The sequence below is a fragment of the Curtobacterium sp. Leaf261 genome, assembly GCF_001422205.1.
Lineage (GTDB): Bacteria > Actinomycetota > Actinomycetes > Actinomycetales > Microbacteriaceae > Curtobacterium.
The window spans coordinates 91419-106637 of sequence record NZ_LMMJ01000004.1 but is presented as its reverse complement, the minus strand read 5'-3'; the positions used below and the strand labels follow the sequence as shown (position 1 = coordinate 106637).

The following is a 15219-nucleotide window of genomic DNA, read 5'->3' as shown; positions in this document are numbered from 1 at the left end:
ACTGCATCGCGGCCTCAACGTCGAGGTCCAGAACTGGGGCCAACGCACCGCAGAAATCCCGGATGTGGGACCTGTCGGACGTAACGGCGGTTCGGCTTCGGGCACCGTCCCCCGTTCTGGGGAGCGTTCGGGACCCACCTCGCACCCCCGTCGCACCGAATGCGCTCTGCTGATCATCGTGGAGGAGAACGCGGAGTCATGGCATGTGTCATCGAAGTGATCGTTATGTTCGTCGTGGGTATCACGGCCTTTGCGTCGTTCGTGCGCGAGATGTCGCCGTCGCGTCAGCACGCGCGGACCTGTCCGCCGTGTCCGCGCGGCACGCGCTGACACGGCAACGTCGGCGCACTTCCCGGAAGGATTATTGACGAACATCCGGGACAGAATTGTAGGGCAATGCAGCGTCAGTGCCGCCCCGGACTGGGGTGACCGAGCAGCAGTCATGTCCCCCAAAAAACGGACAAAACACAACGACGAAGTCTTGAGTAGCAGTTCGAGCTACTCGGCGGACGCATTCACATCGACGCAATCTCGATCCAGTAGCGGGAATGGGGTGTCTTGTTCATGAACACGGAACAGCGAACCGCAGGGCCGACGTCGCGGACCGTCGGCGCCCTGCACGTCTGGGAGGAGCGCTTCGACGACGAGGCTGCTGTGCGCCTGAGGGCGCTTGCTCGCCTCGAACGAGCTCAGCTCGGGACGGAACGGGTTCCGATCGATCCGCACAACGTCCCGGACGATCTGGTGGTACATCTGATGGTCGGCGACCAGTTCGGCACCGCCATCGGGTGTGGCGCACTCGTCGTCGCCGACGAGGGGGTGTTCGAGATCTATCGCTTCTACGTCCGGTTCGATGCTCGTGGAAGCGGCGCCGGTGGGGTCCTCCTTGGCGCGCTCGAGCGGGCCGCCGTCGAGCGCAGCGGGAGCGCCACCGTCGTTGAGACCTCCTCGTCGCTGTCAGACACGGTCCGGTTCTTCCAGAGGCACGGTTACCAACAGATCGCGCCGTGGGGGCGATACGCGACACGTCCGACCTCGGTCTGCTTCTCGAAAGTGTTCTGACCCGAGCGCAGCCGTCTATCAGCGGCTTAGCTCGCGAGTAGCGCAAGGGGATGGCCTTGCATCCACGGCACGGCACGGCATGGCACGGCTTATGTACGCCGGTGTTGGAAGCCTAGCGCCTGCAGTGGTCTACGGCCGGTTGCCTTGATCGGTTCGATCTGAAATATTAAAATAGATATATAAACGGGCGGGAGGAAACCGGTCAAAGAACCCCCCGCCCTTACGGGTGCCCTTCCCAAGGCAGAATTCCCGCTCCGGCTAGCAAACCACATCCGCGTCGAGGCGGTGCGGAGCTAGCTCATCATCCAAACGTTGCGTGTCCCGAGCGGGTATGCACGGACCATCCCCGAGGCGTGAGCGCCCTGGTTCAACCGAGGGTACCTTGCCGAGTGACCGCAGCCCGGAGGCGGCGGACGTTCAGATGGTGAGAGGAGGTCGTAGACGCGGCCTGGCCGCTGCCGTCGCGCACCGGATCCTGAAGCAGGAACGAAATATTCACTCGGTGACGGTCGTGCTCTCCGGTTGGTCACGCAGCCACCGCAGGTAGACCACTCTTGTTGTGGGGCAGGGTGGTTCCCGCCCAAGTGGTGGCATCAGATCCTGATCCGGATCGTCATCGCGAAGCGTCCACCCTTCGGGGTGGGCGCTGTCCCCGAGGCCGCCGAAGAGCCGACTTCCCGCACCCAGCATCGAATGCGACCTTGGCGCGGACGGCTGCCTGGTGGCCTAAACCCCGGTCAGCTCACCACGACTGCTGGTCGTTCTACCTCGCGAACCTGCTCTCAGTCGCGTTTCGATAGCTGATCTTCAGCGGGACGGCTCGAGCGCCGTATTGGGCTGCTTGATGATCGAGCAATGCGAAGGCGCCCTCGACCGGTGGCGATGCGAAGTCGATCACGTCGGCGACCATGAGCAGATCACGGACTATAAGCGCACCAGATGCAACGGGAATGCGTCGGGGAAGCAGTTGCGCGATCTGCGGTCGTAGCGGTGCGCCCGGTAGACCATCGCCTATCGGGCAGTCAGGACTCGTTCGTAGAGAACGAGGGAGCCGCTTCGTCCCACTTCTTGGAGGCCGCTCTTGAAGAGGACGCGACGGGACGCGGCGTTGTCCGCTTCCGTGTCCGCTGCTGCGATCGTCGCCCCGCGCAGACCAGCATGTCCGAGCGCCAGCAGGACAGCCGACGTCGCCAGGCCCGCGCCGCGAGCCGATGGAACCAGCCCGTACCCGAACTCGACTCGACCGTCGGCGTCCGGAGGACCGAAGAACCCGAAGCCTCCGACCGCCATCCCGTCCGACGCCCGTCGGACGACGTACATCGTGAAGTCCGGGTCAGGGGCCGCCAATGCAGCCAACGACTTGAGGGGATCGATCTCGTCGAGGAACGGGTACTCGGCATGCCACCGGTCACCGGGTCGCTCCTCACGAGCAGCGATGCGCCGGGCAAGGGCCGGCGTGATGGGCTCCAGAACGACTGTGCTGCTCGTCAAGATCATGCGCCGATCCTCGCACGACGAGGGGCGAGCTTCTGACCCGACCGCTGACCGATCGTCTATCGGGACAGCCATCGGTCGAGCACGATTGACTTGGTCAGCTTACGGAGCCGGCGCCTGACCGTCGGGCATCTCGTCCGAGAACGAACCAGGCAATCACTCCGACAAGGGGCAAGGCAATCGCCACGGCGATCCACAAAGCCTTAGCGAGTCCCGTCAGAGGCGAGCGAATGACCGTCACGATCATCCAGATCACACCGGCAACAACAGCGACGACGACTGCGGCCCATGCATAGTTGTAGGAAGCGGGGAAGAACACAGCCTGACCCTCCGGCGCGGCAACTAGCGGACGAGTCAGAAGAAAGCTCATGTCCACCACGGTAGGCAGCCAACGAACACCTCACAACTGCGCTGCAAGCGAGAAGCCCAGTGAGCGATCGACTATTGGGACACGCTGGGAATACTTGACCGGTATCACTTAGGGAGCTCTTGGATGGTCTCGGGTTCTCGGGGTGCCCGTGCGTTGAGGTGACCGCGATCCCCGACCGAGTCGGCGTACACAGGGCGACGGACCCGTTGGATCGATCCGAGGGGCTGATGCTCGACCAGGCAGTGCCAGGGATTGAACGAGAGCTCGTCGTCGGCGAAGACCCGTCGCTTGGGTGAGTACGTGTCCTGGGCCTCGACGGTGATCGTGGCCACCGTCCGATACGGCGTCGCGTTCTCGGGCCACTCGACGGACGCGTCCTCGACCGGCGTCTGGTCAAGGTTCGTGCCGAGTTGAGTCCGGAGCTCCCAGACCGCGCCCTGTTCGCCGAAGAACTCGCTGGTGAGGTCGCGATACGCGGATGGCTCCCTAATCGATACGTGCTGGCCGGTGACAGCGCGCAGGCGCGAGGACACCGGGACGGCAGCCACCTTCGCGATGTGGTCGCCGTAGCGGAGGACGCCCTGGGAGTAGTACGTCTCACCGAGGAGATGGACATGGGGCTTCGCCTGTCCGGCGGGGCCGCCTGTCTTGTCGATGCCGACCTTGCGGAGGGCGTCCGCGGCACCGCGCAGGACGGTGGTCGCTGCCAGCTGCACCCCTTCGGGTGCTTTCGACGTCGCGAGCAGGACCGCCTGGTCGCGGCGGTACGTGTGGACGTCGCCTGACGAGATCGTGGGGTGGTTGACCAGCAGGAAGTCCTGGGTGCGCGGTTGAGGGTCGCCGGGGAGGACCTTCTCCCCGTCGACGTCGAGGACCTTGATCGCCATGCCGAACGCGGCACCGATGCCGTCGGAGACGATGTCACCGGGCGCGGTGGAGAACCGGATGACGACCGGGTGCTCGCCACCCGTCGAGAAGAGCCCCTGGGCCAGCTCCTCGGGCAGGTCGTCGGCTACGACGAGCGTGCCGCGGAGCACTCCGTGGCTCTTCGCGTGCGCGTCCCGGAGGCCGTGGCGGTGCTTCTCGAACGCCAGGGAGCGGACCTCCCCGAAGATCTCACGGACAGCGGCGATGTCCTCATCCTCTCCGGGCTGGATCTGTTCGACGTCGGGGGTGTACTTCAGGTACTGCAAGGGGATCTCCTTCGATCTCGTTGGGCAGTCGTTCTCTGCGGGGACCAGGCGGGTGCGGTCGTCAGTTGGGGACGTCGGCGAGGGTCAGCGGTTCTACCTCGGTCCGAGCGTTCTTCTCGTGGCGCCAGGCGCCGAGGCGCTCGTAGCCCGCGCGGCGGACCCGGTTGATCGAGCCCAGAGGACGGAACGCGGTCAGTCCGAACCAGGGGCGCCACGACATGACGTCTTCGGCGAACACCCGGCGCTCGGGGCTGAAGGACGCCTGCGGCGGCAGGGTGACCGTCGCGACCGTGCGGTAGGGGCTGAGCTGCTCGTCCCACTCGACGGACGCGTCCTCGACGGGCATCGAACCGAGGTCGACGTTGAGCTGCACCCGCAACTCGTACCGCGCCTCCTGACGGCTGAAGTACTCCTGCACCCACTCCGACAACACGCTCGGTGGGTCGTTCCTGCTCACCTCGTGGTCCCCCAGGGCCAGCTGTGCGGCTGCGACCGGGATCATGGCGAACTTGGCGACGTGGTCACCGAACCGGAAGGCACCTTGCGAGTAGTAGCTGTGCGCCATGACGTCGATCGCGGGAGTCCGGTCGAAGGTGAGCCCCTTCGGCGCCGGGTGTTTCAGGCTCGTCGCGGCCACGGTCGCGGCGTGGTTGCCGTGATGCTCGTAGCGCGCCGTGATCGCGTCCAGGTACACCTTCGCGTCGCCCTGCGGGATGATCGGCCACGTGTTGAACAGGAAGTCCTGACTGGTCCATCCCGGACGCAGCTTGTCACCTTGGACGTCCAGCACCTTCAGTGCCAGGCCCCGAGCCCGCTTCGCCTGGTCCGGATCGATGCCCCCGGGTTCGCTGGCGTAACGGACGACGACCTCGTAGTTGCTGGGCCCGGCGAACATCCCCTGCGCAAGCTCGGGGGGCAGATCGGAGGCGACCTCGAGCCGACCGGTCACGACGCCGTGGCTCTTCGAGTGCGTGCCGCTGTGGCCGTGCCGGGTGACCTCGAACGTCTTCTCCATGGTGCGCTGCATGGTGACGATGGTCTGCTCGATGATCGCCTCCTCGTCGGGCAGCAACGTCTCGACGCCGTCGTCGTAGCTGATCGGCCGGTGGGCTCGTGGATCGCTCATGGCGGCGATGGTAGGCAGCGCCTCCGCAAAGGTTCCTCAGAGCTGTCCCCCGCCGAGGCACCGGTCATCCGCTTCGCGCACTGAAGCGGGTCAGGCCTGTGCGCGGGGTCTACCGTCCGGGGCACAGCTCGCCCCGACACCTTGGAGGCCCCCTGCCCACGAACATCGGCTACGCCACACCCAACGCCACCACCCCCCTCGCGCCCCTCGAGTTCGACCGGCCGCCGGTCGGTGCCGAGGACGTCCTGATCGACATCACGCACTGCGGCGTGTGCCACTCCGACGTCCACCAGGCCCGCGACGAGTTCGACGGCCCGCTCGCGACGAACTTCCCCTGCATGCCCGGTCACGAGATCGTCGGCATCGTCGCCGAGATCGGCGACTCCGTGACGGGGTTCGCCGTCGGTGACCGCGTCGGAGTCGGCTGCCTCGTGTACTGGGGCAGCGACGATCAGCGCGGCGTCGACGAGGAGCAGTACCAGCAGCCCCCGGCGGTCTTCACCTACAACGCGAAGGACCCCGACACCGGCGAGGTCACCTTCGGCGGGTACTCCGACCAGATCATCGTGAACGAGCACTTCGTGCTGCGCATCCCCGAGTCGATCAGCAGCGAGCAGGCCGCCCCGATCCTCTGCTCGGGAGTGACGACCTGGGCACCGCTGAAGCACTTCGACGTCGGCGCCGGCCAGAAGGTCGGCGTCGCCGGCATCGGCGGGCTCGGCCACATCGGACTGCAGATCGCCGTCGCCCGCGGCGCCGAGGTGGTCGCGCTCACCACCACGCCCGAAAAGGCCGAACTGGCGAAGCAGCTCGGCGCCACCGACGCGATCGTCATGACCGACGACGACGCCGTCGCAGCGGCCGAGGGAACTCTCGACTTCGTCCTGTCGACCATCCCGACGGCGTTCGACATGAACCCCTACCTGTCCTTGCTCCGGCACGACGGCCGACTGCACTCCGTCGGCATGCTCGAGCCGATCCACGAGGGCGGCATCGACTTCGGTGCGGTGTCGCTCAAGCGTCTGTCGCTGAGCGGTTCACTCATCGGCACCCTGGCCGAGACACAGGAGGTGCTGGACTTCTGTGCCGAGCACGGCATAGCCCCCGATGTGCAGGTCATCCCCGCCTCCGGCGTCAACGACGCGTTCGACGCGATGGTCGAGGGCGACGTGCGATTCCGCTACGTCATCGACACCTCCACCCTGCGCGACGACGCGTAGCCACGACCACCGACACGAAGCCTCCTGCATCGGCGCAGGAAACAACGAAAAAAGGAGAACCACGATGAGAGCACTGATCTACCACGGCCCGAAGAACGTCAGCGTCGACGAGGTCGAGGACGCGAAGATCGAAGCCCCCACGGACATCTTGATCAAGGTCACGGCCACGAACATCTGCGGCTCGGACCTGCACATGTACGAGGGCCGGACCGACTTCGAGACGGGACGTGCATTCGGACACGAGAACCTCGGAGAAGTCATCGAGGTGGGTGCCGGCGTCGACAAGGTCAAGGTCGGCGAGCGAGTGGTTCTGCCTTTCAACATCGCGTGTGGGCACTGCAAGAACTGCGAGAAGGGCATGACCAGCTACTGCCTGACAATGCAGCCGGAGCCCTCCTATGCCGGCGCCGCCTTCGGCTTCGCCGACATGGGCCCTTACCAGGGCGGCCAAGCTGAACTCCTGCGTGTGCCCTTCGGCGACTTCAACGCCCTTCGTCTTGGTGAGGACTCCGTCGAGAAGGAGAACGACTACGTCATGCTCTCCGACATCCTGCCCACGGGCTGGCACGCCGCGGAGCTCGCCCAGGTCAAGCCCGGCGACAGCGTCGTCATCTACGGCGCCGGCCCCGTGGGCCTGATGGCCGCCCTCAGCTGCCAGGTCAAGGGCGCAGCCAAGGTCATGATCGTGGACCACCAGGCCGACCGGCTCAAGCTCGCCGAGTCCGTCGGGGCCATCGCAGTCGACGACTCCAAGGTCGACCCGGTGCAGTTCGTCCTGGACCAGACCCTCGGCCTCGGAGTCGACGCCGGTCTCGAGTGCGTCGGGTACCAGGGCCACGGAGAAGGCGGCAAGGAGGTGCCCAACCTCATCATGAACCGCCTCATCGCCTCCGTTCGCTTCACCGGGCACATCGGTGTCGTCGGCGTCTACGTTCCCGAGGACCCAAACTCCTCCGACGAACTCGCCCAGAAGGGCCAGTTCGCCCTGGACTGGGGCCTGCTGTGGTTCAAGGGCATCTCGGTCGGAACGGGACAGGCCCCGGTGAAGAAGTACAACCGGCAACTCCGCGACCTGATCGCTGCGGACAAGATCAGCCCGTCGTTCATCGTCAGCCATGACCTGCCCCTCGAGCAGGCACCTGACGCGTACAAGCACTTCGACGCCCGCGACGACGGCTGGACCAAGGTAGTGCTCCACCCCGCCGTCGCCAACTGAGGCAAAGGCCAGAAGGCGAGGTGCCCAGCACCTCGCCTTCTGCGTGTGGCCAGTAACTCGCTTTCACGTCGCGACGGAAGGCGTGACCGTTGATCAGCGGTGCGAGTTAGCTCCCGTGCGCGAGAAGCGCGTTGATCGCCCAGTAGTCCTCAGTGGTGTCGTATCCATGGCCGCAACGCAGGCATGACCAGTGGATCGCTGGCTTTCCCGCACCAGGGGGCAAGGCTGGCGTGCATGGAAGAGTGCGAATGACACTTGGGGCAGTCATGGGAGGGGATGGTCACGGGGCTCCAATCGGTTGGCCAACCCCCTTTTTAGGCGCGTCTGCTTATCCCTTATTGAGATTTGACGCGGCCCTTCTGACGGTGCGCAATTTGGCTAAGCCTCGCGACACGAAAAAAGGACACTTCCAATGCGATGTCCCCGTGAGTGCCGTCTGTGCAAGGTCGGTCTCTAGTTGCCGTAGAAAGTACGCATGGTTCCTCACGATGAGATCAATGCCCTGATCGCTGCGCACCCTGACTGGCGCGGGGCTGTTCTTGCTGACGCGCGCCGGATCATCCTGGGCGTCGACGCGGGGATCATTGAAGAGTGGAAATGGATGGGGGCACCCGTCTGGGAGCTCGACGGCATCCTCGTCGTCGGGAACATCTTCAAGAAGAAAGTCAAGCTCGGGTTCATGTACGGCGCCTCCCTCGACGACCCGGCCGGCATCTTCAACGGCGAGCTCGGAGGCAACCAACGCCGCTCAGTGGAGTTCTCTGAAGGCGACGTGATCCCTGAAGACGCTCTTGCAGCCCTGGTGCGTGCCGCGATCGTGTTCAATGCAAGCAAGAGAGCCGTGCGCGGCAAGAAGTGACCGGGGCGTCCTGACAGCGACACGACTCGACCGGCCGCGACAGGCGGCCAGCGTCAGGGGAAGAGAGGCGACACAATGCCCACCACGATCTTTGTCAACCTCGCCGTCAGCGACCCGGCTCGGTCACGATCGTTCTTTGAGTCGCTCGGCTACTCGATCAACGAGGGCTTCAGCGACGAGAACGCCGTGAGCGTTGTCATCAGCGACACGATCACCGCGATGTTGCTCACGCACGAGTTCTTCGCCGAGTTCACGAGCAAGTCGATCATCGATGCCACTACCTCGACCGAGGTGCAGCTCGCCCTCAGCGCCGAGAGCAAGGAAGAGGTTGACTCGATCCACGAGAAGGCCCTCGCTGCCGGCGCGACGAGCGCCGGCGAGCAGGACCACGGCTTCATGTACTCCAAGAGCTTCGACGACCTCGACGGCCACCACTGGGACTTCGTCTGGATGGACCCGGAGGCGGCAGCCGGCGGCGCCCCGGGGCTGACCGTCGACGAGATGCGCGCGAACACGACCCACAGCTAGGCAGCGCCCGCTGGGGCGCGCGCCACGAGACTGTCCCGCGGCCAGGACCTTCAATGATGACCGAGTAGCTCCGGTGTCAGTTCAGTCGTTCAGTGAGGTGGACGGCGACGTCGTAGCCGTCGGTCTTGCCGATGCTCCTGCGGACAGCGGCGGCGACCGGCAGTTTATGGGTGCCGTCGCCCAGGGCCATGAACGCGCTCCGGAACGGTTCACCGTCGATCGTGCCCGCGACCTTGACAAGGACCCTCGTGCCAAAGATCACGGCCGAGTCGAGGAGTTGGACGGATGTCCAGGCGTCCCCCTCACGCATTTTCCCCAGCGTCGCCGTGAAGCAGATGTCGATCGGGCCGCGGCCGTTCATCGTCACATTTCATTAGACACATCTCTGCCCGGCAAGCGGCAGAACGACGAGCATCGATCTCAAAGCGCATAACCTAAGCCCGCCCGTCCCGCCTGAGGATCGGCTGGTGAGACGCATGAGGGTTCATGGTGTGACCGTGGCCAAACACCCTTTCTGGCGCCCGTTCGTCGCCGACCGAACGCCGCCCGTCAGTCGCAGCGCGTCGCATTTCGACAGACCGACCCCGGCTCCCCACGGGCCTACGACCCGCGGTGGGCCGAGTCGTTCGCGTGCGTGCGCGACCTCGTCGTGGGTGCGCTCGGCGCTGGTCACGCCGTCTGGCACGTCGGCTCCACAGCCGTGCCCGGCATGATCGCCAAGCCGGTCATTGACGCCGACCTGCTCGTGCCTGACGTCCTCGATGAACGAGCCTGGCTGCCGAAGCTCGAGGCCGTCGGGTTCCGTCTGGTCTTCCGCGACGTGATCGCAGGTGCTGCACACCGGCAGCTCACCCTCGGCAATCCCGACACCAACCTGCACGTGTGGCAGCCAGAGGCAGTGGAGCCGCAACGGCACCGCCTGTTCGCGGAGTGGTTGCGATCCCGCCCCGAGGACCGACAGGCCTTCGCAGACGCGAAGGCGGAGGCCGTGAGCGCCGACAAGGGCGTGCGCTACAACGACGCCAAGGCCGCGGTCGTCTGCGACATCTATGAACAAGCCTTCGCATCCGAACCGAACCACTCCCACGACGCCCATCCGCGACCGTGAGCGCGCTGGACCAACCGGCGCCGGCGTCCGGATGGCGATCTTCTACTAAACTGCTTGAACGGGGTAGGAGCATCCGGAAGCCGTCCGGCCGGTCGAACATACAGGCTACGGCAACCCACTTCTAGGGTTTTCTGTCAAGAGTGGTGGCGGAGCCATTCAGCGCTTGTCATCATGCGTGGCGTTCTGAGCCACTCGCTTCGGTCTTGCTCAACGATGAAGCCAGCCGGTCCGTAGAACAACGGATCACTCCGCTGGATGCCGAGGTGCTCGCAGTACGCGTTGATGTCCTCGAGGGTCAGACGATCCGGGATCCGCTTCGCCGTCGCCACGTTGACGCGTTCGAACGGCAGCGGCTGTCCAAGGGCGTCCCACTCCCACCTGGATTGAAACGACGCCTCCAACGTGCGGGACTGACCGTGTCCGTCGGCGAGTGCGAAGACGCGGTGGCCATACCTGACGGGGTGACCATCTCGTGCGATGTGCGGAGAGAAGAAGGTCCGCAAGCTCCGGCGCTGCATCCGATTTCCGAGCGTCTCTGCGAACATGATGTCGCCGGAGCGGCTGAAGGCCGCGGTCCAATCCGAGTTGGTGGCCAGGAAGAGCGCGCCTGCGACACCGTACGTCACTGGTTCGAATTGACTCAACGCCACCTCGAGCAACCCACTCACCGGTCGGAACGTTCTCCTCCCCGCGCCGTGGTCTTCGATGTACCGAGCCCATGAGCGGTCGGCGGCTTCCACCGCGGCAAGTGGGGCGTCGATGAACGCGATGGCCTGCGTGAAGGCGTCAAACCGGCCGTTAAAAAGCAAGCCAGGGTTGATGGGCAGCGCCTCGGACGTGGTCTCCCCGGCGAGTCGCATCAGCATCTCGTCGAGGACATCGCGCGCCTCACCCTCATGGAGCTCATCAGCGACGCGTGAAAGCATCGGCAACCACGTTTCGGGGGCGCCGATCCGATCCAGGACTCCCAATGCGTCCGCCCGTACATCCTCGTTGGTGGAGGTCAGGCCCGCGGCCACCCACCCCAAGGAGGCGGACCCCCGCTCCACGAGGCCCCACAACGCGGTCGCCCTGGCTTCGAAATCGTCCGACGTCACCGCGGCGGCGTGCATCGCGGCGTAGGTTGCTGCGTCAGCGGTTAGCGTCTCGGGCCTCGCCCGTCCCCGCTGGTCGTCGAACCGGACATCCTGTGGAAGTCGTACGGGATTCTGGTCCTCGACACCCCGGCTCCGCCATGGAAAAAAACGCACAAGCGAAGTCTGCCGCATGCAAGATCCATCATGGCCCGTGCGTCCCGATAGCCGATCGGCTACCGGGACGCCATCAGTTGCTGCGCCGAACAAACAAGATGACCGCCGCGACGATCACGACGACGACGATCGGAATTCAAATCCAGACGGGGAGGGAACCGCCGCCTCCTTGGGGGCAGTGCAACCGAGAAGGGGACCATGGTCACTCGCTAGCCACGACACGCGCTCTCCGACCGATTCCCTGATGGGTGTCGGGTCGGCCCTTCGCTAAACAGCCGTGGTTACATGCGGTGTGCCTCGTTAGCCGCAATCGGCCTCGCCTTGGTCCTCCTGTCCGTGCTTTGCGTGTTCTTCGTTGCTCGACCCACGCAGCCCGGTGAGCGACCACAGAGGACGCTCCGCGAGCTCGTCACTGTTGTAGCGGTGGCGGGAATCGTCCTCCTGCTTCTGGGCTTCCTCATCGATACCCAATCATCCGGTGGGTCTACGGCCGTCAGCTCATCGGCTACTGAGCCGGCCCGCCGGCCGTGCGACTACTCAAAACGGCTTCGACGATCCAGCACACCAGGCCAACCGCGATCAGTGCGCCACCGATCCAGATTGGCATGGGGCGGCCGGACTCCACGTTCCCCGCTATCACCGCGCCGCCGAAGATGACGAGGAACAAGCCGAACCCACCGACGATCGCCGTGAGCAGCTTGGGGCGAGGTGATCCCTTGGCCCGGGTGATGCCGAGGAAGTCGAGAACGCGTCGCATGCGGCGAGCGTACGGCGTAAAGCAGCCCGGTGCTCGATCCCCCACTGGGTCAGGCCTGTCGTCACCTAGGCACGGCATAGGCCTTCAGGAGACGGACTTGAAGGCTGCGAAGCGTGCGGAGAGTTTCGTCATCGCCTAAGCCGGTGACCGTCTCCCATTCGTAGCCGGCACCCACGACGTCGGACATGAATACGATCTCTGTGGCGAGGAGAACCCGTTTCCAGTCGATCCGACGCAACGGAGCCTCCTGCTCCAAACGAGCCTGTAGCTCCTTGGCTACAGCGAAGAAGTCAGCCTTGCTCGCGAAACCCATCGCGATGGCCAGCGGGTCTTTCAGGCTCGCAGGACCACCCCACTGGAAGAGCCCTTGCAGCAGCACCCGCCGCTCGGAGTTCGTCAGCTCGACATGAACCAAATCGGAATCAGCCCAACCTTCATACTCATTCATGATTGTTCCCCTCGTTGGATCGCACGATAGACCGTCGACCGGGCGACTCCGGAGAGCTCGGCGATCTTGCTCGTGGTGTGCTCGCCCGTGCGGTGGAGCTGCACGAGGTGCTCCTCCTGCGGGGGGGGGTGAGCTTGGGCTTGCGGCCGCGAAGCTTGCCGGCGGCCTTCGCGATCGCCATGCCCTCCCGCGTCCGGGCACGGATCGGCTACCGGACGTCGACTAGCCCCGGGGTCACTGCCGAGCCTCGATGGCACAGCTCACGGCAGCATTGAACCCCAGCGGACGTCACCGTGGCAGAAGACGGCGGTCGTACCGTCACCTGCCCATACATCAATCCACGTGGGAGAGGTCGGGCGGGGACTTATCTGCGGAAGCGAGGACCTCGAAAGCGCCTTGATTTTGGGCCTTTCGGGCCAGTAGGGCTTGCACTGTCCGCCACCCCCGCAGCCGCAAGCCTCGAATGCTACCTCGGCTCCGTCGCGCACTAACATCCCCGCGGCCTCCTCGCTGATATCCGTCTCGAGGCGAGACAGCCGGTTTCCCGCTGGCGTGAACAACTCGCCGGCAAGGTTGAAGGTGCCGGGACGAACGGCGAACCGGCCGGACAAGTTACGGGATCCAGCAACTTTTTGTCCACCGAAGTCCTCAAGCCCTCGTGCACGCTTCGTCATGACGTCAGTTTCTCATCACCACCCAACCTTGGCCCGTCGTCCCGACTGGCAATCGATAGGAAAGACTCGGATGGCGCCTCGGGCGAGCGGAGGGGAACGCGCGGATGACGATCGGCTACCGGGACACGACCACGGCCCACGTCGCCAGCACCTACCACGCCTGTGGACACACTCTCCCCCGCACGGCGTCGACCGTTCGTCATGTTCTCCGTACCCTGGCAATGTGAGCGATGACCCGATGCGCGACCTCCTCGAGGAGGCGACCACGACCGTCGCGGCCGGCGGCGACGTGAGGCGAGCAGTCGGCCTCATCAGCCTCCTGTCCTTCGTCACCACGAGCGCCGCCGTGGTGACGGCTGCCACCATCGCCCTCATCGTGTTCCTCTTCGTCCTGTCGCCGTTCGCCTTCCTGCTCGGCTTCGGACTACTGCTCGGGTAAACGGAGTTCGGAACTGGTCTGAGTCCGCCAGCGGATCGGCTACCGGCCACCGTCCGAATTGCGGAGCCCGAAGCGCCACAACCACGCCCCGGCGCCGAGCCACAGGATGCCCAGAGCCGTGTTGAGCAGCACAAGCAGCAGATCTACGTCGGCTCGTGTGAGACGTACGACCGACGTCGAGACGAACACGACGCCGAAGACGAGCGCGATGGAACCCAGCACCTTCGCGCTGACAGCGTCCATGTCGCGAACCTACCGCTTGAGTTCGCCTCAGTGGTTCACCGGCAGCCCAGACGGATTGGGGGTCTGTCAGGGAGTGACTGTCCGCCGACGGTGACGTCGCGCTCGAAGGACCACGATGAGCAGGAGGAATCCGAGGACACTGCCGGCGAAGAAGGCCGTGCCGACCCAGACCGTGACGAACGTTCGGTTGCCGAACAGTGCGTCGAGTAGCAGGCCGGCGCCGATCGCGAACACGGACAGCAGTACCGCACAGACCGGTTCGAGCCATCGCGGCGAAAGCAGTGATGCCCGGTCGACTGGGAGCCCCTGGTCGAGCCGGGTGCGTGCGGTCTTCTCGCGATCGCGTACGGCGATACCGATGGTCGGGCCACAGAAGGCAAGCATTGCTTGGCTACCGTCGGGGTTCAGCAGGATCAGAACACCAACGGTCACGACTGCGCCAGCGACGTATCACCATGGGAAGACGTGACGGATTGGTACCGCCCAGCGTCCGTCCGGACCAGTGCCGTCGTTCTTCCGCTCACTCTTGGGCTCTGTGACGCCGATGAAGTCGAAGACGCGCCGGACGGTCATGCGCTGAGCATACGTTGACGTCCCGCAACCGGTGACTAGTCGCCGCGGCGCCTGCTTGCTACTTCGGATCGGCGCGGTGGACGGCCCGGTAGACGGTCGCTCGCGCGACTCCAAACAGCTCGGCGAGGTCGCTGGTGGTGTGGGTGCCGGCGCGGTGCAGCTCGACCAGGTGCTTCTCTTGCGTCGTGTTGAGCTTGGGCTTACCGCCGCGGAGCTTCCCGGCGGCCTTCGCGATCGCCATGCCCTCACGGGTGCGGGCCCGGATGAGGTCGGCTTCGAACTCCGCGACCATTCCGAGGACGTTGAACAGGAGCCGGCCCACGGGGTCCGTCGGATCGTAGACCGCTCCCCCGAGGTTGAGTGCGACGCCCTTCTTGGTGAGTTCGTCCGCGATGTCGGTGGCGTCTCGGAGAGAACGAGCGAGGCGATCGAGCTTCGTGACGACGAGAGTGTCGCCCGCGCGGACCGCTGCGAGGGCGGTGCGGAGGCCAGGACGTTCACGCGACGTTCCCGACATGCCGTGGTCGACGTGCACGTTCTGATCTTCGACGCCGAGAGCGTGCAATCCGTCCCGCTATGCCGCGAGGTCCTGTCCGGAGGTCGAGACGCGGGCATATCCGATCAGCATGATGCTGACTGTACTGTCAGCCGCACCCTCC

17 protein-coding genes and 2 pseudogenes are annotated in these 15219 nt (G+C 65.1%); 7 read left to right on the top strand and 12 right to left on the bottom strand.

Annotated elements, in window-relative coordinates; translation table 11 throughout:
- Window positions 1–564: 564 nt before the first annotated feature.
- Window positions 565–1062: a GNAT family N-acetyltransferase gene (locus ASF23_RS04875; RefSeq protein WP_055949949.1), complete on the top strand. Its 498-nt coding sequence runs from the start codon at window positions 565–567 to the stop codon at window positions 1060–1062.
- 1011 nt (window positions 1063–2073) lie between these two features.
- Here the strand turns inward: ASF23_RS04875 and ASF23_RS04870 are convergent.
- The 4 genes from ASF23_RS04870 to ASF23_RS04860 all read right to left on the bottom strand — a co-directional run bounded on the left by ASF23_RS04870 (window position 2074) and on the right by ASF23_RS04860 (window position 5245).
- Window positions 2074–2559, bottom strand: coding sequence for a GNAT family N-acetyltransferase (locus ASF23_RS04870; RefSeq protein WP_055949945.1), 486 nt, complete (start codon window positions 2557–2559; stop codon window positions 2074–2076).
- Window positions 2560–2653: 94 nt separating this feature from the next.
- Entirely contained in the window at window positions 2654–2926 is a 273-nt protein-coding gene (locus ASF23_RS17735; RefSeq protein WP_156364231.1) for a PLD nuclease N-terminal domain-containing protein, read from the bottom strand.
- 104 nt (window positions 2927–3030) lie between these two features.
- Complete coding sequence (locus ASF23_RS04865; protein ID WP_055949942.1) at window positions 3031–4119, bottom strand: catalase family protein; 1089 nt, start codon at window positions 4117–4119, stop codon at window positions 3031–3033.
- Window positions 4120–4180: 61 nt separating this feature from the next.
- Entirely contained in the window at window positions 4181–5245 is a 1065-nt protein-coding gene (locus ASF23_RS04860; protein ID WP_055949938.1) for a catalase family protein, read from the bottom strand.
- Window positions 5246–5343: 98 nt separating this feature from the next.
- Between ASF23_RS04860 and ASF23_RS04855 the strand changes: the two genes are divergently transcribed.
- From ASF23_RS04855 to ASF23_RS04840, 4 genes are all read left to right on the top strand, one after another.
- On the top strand, window positions 5344–6465 hold the full coding sequence (locus ASF23_RS04855) for an NAD(P)-dependent alcohol dehydrogenase (protein ID WP_200919301.1): 1122 nt from the start codon (window positions 5344–5346) through the stop codon (window positions 6463–6465).
- A 64-nt stretch (window positions 6466–6529) separates the two neighbouring features.
- Window positions 6530–7681 (top strand): glutathione-independent formaldehyde dehydrogenase, encoded by a 1152-nt coding sequence (locus ASF23_RS04850; protein WP_055949935.1) that lies wholly within the window; start codon window positions 6530–6532, stop codon window positions 7679–7681.
- A gap of 475 nt (window positions 7682–8156) precedes the next feature.
- Window positions 8157–8540, top strand: a complete 384-nt coding sequence (locus tag ASF23_RS04845) for a DUF1801 domain-containing protein (RefSeq protein ID WP_055949932.1) — start codon at window positions 8157–8159, stop codon at window positions 8538–8540.
- Window positions 8541–8615: 75 nt separating this feature from the next.
- Window positions 8616–9068: a VOC family protein gene (locus tag ASF23_RS04840; RefSeq protein ID WP_156364229.1), complete on the top strand. Its 453-nt coding sequence runs from the start codon at window positions 8616–8618 to the stop codon at window positions 9066–9068.
- A 76-nt stretch (window positions 9069–9144) separates the two neighbouring features.
- On the opposite strand, the gene ASF23_RS04835 is transcribed toward ASF23_RS04840, so the two are convergent.
- A complete protein-coding gene (locus tag ASF23_RS04835) occupies window positions 9145–9429 on the bottom strand; it encodes a DUF1905 domain-containing protein (RefSeq protein WP_055949929.1) in 285 nt (94 codons plus the stop codon).
- A gap of 153 nt (window positions 9430–9582) precedes the next feature.
- Between ASF23_RS04835 and ASF23_RS04830 the strand changes: the two genes are divergently transcribed.
- Window positions 9583–10176 carry a GrpB family protein gene (locus tag ASF23_RS04830; protein ID WP_082473835.1) on the top strand — a complete coding sequence of 198 codons (594 nt, stop codon included), beginning with the start codon at window positions 9583–9585 and terminating at the stop codon, window positions 10174–10176.
- A 134-nt stretch (window positions 10177–10310) separates the two neighbouring features.
- Here ASF23_RS04830 and ASF23_RS04825 read toward each other — a convergent pair whose 3' ends face one another.
- From ASF23_RS04825 to ASF23_RS17730, 4 genes and pseudogenes are all read right to left on the bottom strand, one after another.
- Complete coding sequence (locus ASF23_RS04825; protein ID WP_156364227.1) at window positions 10311–11444, bottom strand: hypothetical protein; 1134 nt, start codon at window positions 11442–11444, stop codon at window positions 10311–10313.
- Between the two features lie 487 nt (window positions 11445–11931).
- A complete protein-coding gene (locus ASF23_RS04820; RefSeq protein ID WP_055949920.1) occupies window positions 11932–12183 on the bottom strand; it encodes a hypothetical protein in 252 nt (83 codons plus the stop codon).
- A 61-nt stretch (window positions 12184–12244) separates the two neighbouring features.
- Entirely contained in the window at window positions 12245–12631 is a 387-nt protein-coding gene (locus ASF23_RS04815) for a hypothetical protein (protein ID WP_055949916.1), read from the bottom strand.
- Window positions 12628–12836: pseudogene (locus ASF23_RS17730) on the bottom strand (helix-turn-helix domain-containing protein); the annotation flags it as partial. The pseudogene ASF23_RS17730 and the gene ASF23_RS04815, both read right to left, overlap by 4 nt.
- 692 nt (window positions 12837–13528) lie before the next feature.
- On the opposite strand from ASF23_RS17730, the gene ASF23_RS04810 reads away from it, so the two are divergent.
- Complete coding sequence (locus tag ASF23_RS04810) at window positions 13529–13744, top strand: hypothetical protein (protein WP_055949913.1); 216 nt, start codon at window positions 13529–13531, stop codon at window positions 13742–13744.
- A 39-nt stretch (window positions 13745–13783) separates the two neighbouring features.
- On the opposite strand, the gene ASF23_RS04805 is transcribed toward ASF23_RS04810, so the two are convergent.
- From ASF23_RS04805 to ASF23_RS04795, 3 genes and pseudogenes are all read right to left on the bottom strand, one after another.
- Window positions 13784–13987: a hypothetical protein gene (locus ASF23_RS04805; protein ID WP_055949909.1), complete on the bottom strand. Its 204-nt coding sequence runs from the start codon at window positions 13985–13987 to the stop codon at window positions 13784–13786.
- 66 nt (window positions 13988–14053) lie between these two features.
- Window positions 14054–14419, bottom strand: a complete 366-nt coding sequence (locus ASF23_RS04800; protein WP_156364225.1) for a hypothetical protein — start codon at window positions 14417–14419, stop codon at window positions 14054–14056.
- Window positions 14420–14618: 199 nt separating this feature from the next.
- A pseudogene (locus ASF23_RS04795) lies at window positions 14619–15188 on the bottom strand (recombinase family protein).
- Between the last annotated feature and the right edge of the window lie 31 nt (window positions 15189–15219).